Here is a 1527-nt window from a genome sequence, read left to right on the forward strand (position 1 = left end):
CAGCTGTGCTATTCAGTGTCATTAGCTAGCCTGGCCTTGTGCCCGAGGTAACCACCATGATGACGTACACCATAATCGTGGCGAGTAATTCCGTTCTCCTCCATTAGCGTCAGGGCGATGGCGTCACTGATTGCGCTCATGACCGCAATGCTGGCGCTTGGAGTCAAACCCAAAGAACAGGGTTCCTCTATGACGCCCATATCGAGAACCAGATCAGCGTTGTTCCTGAGCTCGCTTTCCGGGTGAGAGGTGATTGCGATGACTTTTCCAGTAGTGAGATGACGGCTGAATTTAATGAGCTCAATGACTTCTTGAGTTTTACCACTGGTAGAAAAAGCAAAAATCAAATCGTTTTTCTCGACAATGCCGAGATCACCATGAGCAGCTTCTGCGGGGTGAATATAGACGGCAGGCGTTCCTGTTGAGCAAAGCGTTGCCGCGAACTTTTTTGCAATAAAACCTGCCTTTCCAATGCCGGTCATGACGAGTTTTCCCGGACACGCTTTGATGAATTCAATCGCCTTATCATAGCTATCGTCTATTTTTACACTACTGATGGCCTTTGCTTCTGCGCTAAGAATCTCTTYGATTCTGTCTAGCCTGTAGCTCATGTAATTACCCTGCTTTTGTATCAACATAGTGAGCGGCCACCGATGGCTTGGTGGCCTGCTGGATTGCGGTCAAGGCGCCGGAAGTGGGTTGTCGATTAACATTTGGTTGAGGTAGTTCACTACATCGTGCTCCCCCGGTCCTGCGCTATTGCGTAGTGCCTGGCCTGCTTCAACAACGACCTCGGTCGTCGCGGTCTCAAGTAGCGCCATGGTTTGCTCAATGAAAGGTTCCAGTTGCATGGCGCGCGCGTCACCGCTCTTGTAAACCAGATCCGTATCGACCCAGGGCGGCGCAATTTCAAGGATACGCACGCTGGTGTCACGCAATGCGAAACGCTGGGACAACGAGTAAGAGTGGATAGCGGCCTTGGTCGCGGAATAAAGCGCGAACATCGCCATCGGAATAAACGCGGCCGTCGAGCTATTGTTGATGATGAACGCTTGCGGCTGTTGCTTCAGGTGTTCGATAAAAGCGCCGCTGATGCGCACCGGCGCCATCAGGTTGGTGTCGATCAGATCGATGGCTTGCGCGTCATCGAGTGGGCCGGTCACGTCGTCGAACGGCATGATGCCTGCGTTGTTGATGATGACGTTCAGTTCTGGATATTTTTGCGTCAGGAGTTGCGCCACGCGAGTAATCTGCGCCGCGTTACTTACGTCGATTTCGACCGAGTCCATACCCGGATTGGCCTGGGTGATTTCATCCAGCAGTGCCTTGCGGCGACCGCCGATAATCACTTTGTTCCCTTTGTTGTGAAAGGCCTCGGCAAGCCCGCGTCCAATGCCAGATGTCGCTCCAGTAATAAATATCGTATTACCGCTGAGTTTCATTGCAGTTTTCCTTTCAGAGAATTGTGATTGAACAAGTTTCGATGGAGGGCGGCCGGGCGCAGGTATTCGCGCGTGCGTCATTCAC

Annotated in this window: 2 protein-coding genes; both read right to left on the reverse strand. The window is 52.2% G+C overall.

Features of this window, described 5'->3' with window-relative positions; all coding sequences use genetic code 11:
- Nucleotides 1-8 precede the first annotated feature (8 nt).
- A complete protein-coding gene (locus ACXRVY_RS28470) occupies nt 9-611 on the reverse strand; it encodes an SIS domain-containing protein (protein ID WP_458238886.1) in 603 nt (200 codons plus the stop codon).
- A gap of 69 nt (nt 612-680) precedes the next feature.
- The gene (locus ACXRVY_RS28475; RefSeq protein WP_223458915.1) at nt 681-1442 is read right to left on the reverse strand and encodes an SDR family oxidoreductase; all 762 of its coding nucleotides are present in this window, start codon (nt 1440-1442) and stop codon (nt 681-683) included.
- Nucleotides 1443-1527 lie beyond the last annotated feature (85 nt).

This window comes from Pseudomonas sp. P5_A2_2, from assembly GCF_054177685.1.

Coding starts and splice junctions, on each gene's coding strand:
- ACXRVY_RS28475 (WP_223458915.1), bottom strand. CDS start 1,442: ATGAAACTCAGCGGTAATACGATATTTATTACTGGAGCGACATCTGGC.